Annotated in this window: 1 protein-coding gene; it reads right to left on the reverse strand. The window is 66.2% G+C overall.

What is annotated here, in order from left to right:
- Positions 1-728, reverse strand: a 728-nt coding sequence (locus tag Cch01nite_RS22600) for a glycoside hydrolase family 5 protein (protein ID WP_203758773.1), incomplete at both ends; no start/stop codon positions are given.

Genomic DNA, 728 nt, shown 5'->3' on the forward strand with positions numbered 1-728 from the left:
GAAGATGCGGGTGCCCCACGTCGTCAGCTGGGACGGGTTGAAGCTCGTCACCATGTCGAGGTACTCGACGCCGCCGCCGTTCCCGGACCACGACCAGCCGTAGTAGCCGATGCCCCGCTTGACCGCCTCGGACATGATCGTGTCCTCGTCGGGGTCGCCGTCCGAGTGCATGTTGCCGAACTCGCCGATGACGAGCGGCAGGTTCTTCGACTTGAACGCGTCGAGGTACGTCGTGATCGTCGAGGCGTTGTTGTAGACGCCGTACATGTGCACCGAGAACAACGTGTTCGCGTCCGGGTCCGCGGCGGCCACGGTCGCGGCGTTGTCGCGCATGATGCCGGCCCAGTCCTGACCCCACGACGGGGCGTCGACCACGATGTTGTGGTGCAGACCGGCCGCGCGGATCTTCTTGATGGCCGCCGACGTGTCCGACGCCCAGCCCGCGTTCACCGACGCCGTGTTGCCGTAGGGCTCGTTGCCGATGTTGATCTGGACGTAGTCCTCCTGGCCCTTGAGGACCGAGGCCAGGCTGACCCAGTAGTTCGCGGCGGTGTCGAGCGTGACCGCACCGCTCTGCTCGCCGTACCCCGTCGTGTCGTGGTCCTCGAGCATGCAGATGAGCTTGTTCGCCTTGCACAGGCTGATGATGTTCGCGACGTCGGTGGCGTCGTTCTTCGTCCAACGGTCACCGCCCGACAGGACCACCCGCAGCGCGTTCGCACCCGCCG

It is taken from the genome of Cellulomonas chitinilytica (assembly GCF_016862675.1).
Taxonomy (GTDB): domain Bacteria; phylum Actinomycetota; class Actinomycetes; order Actinomycetales; family Cellulomonadaceae; genus Cellulomonas; species Cellulomonas chitinilytica.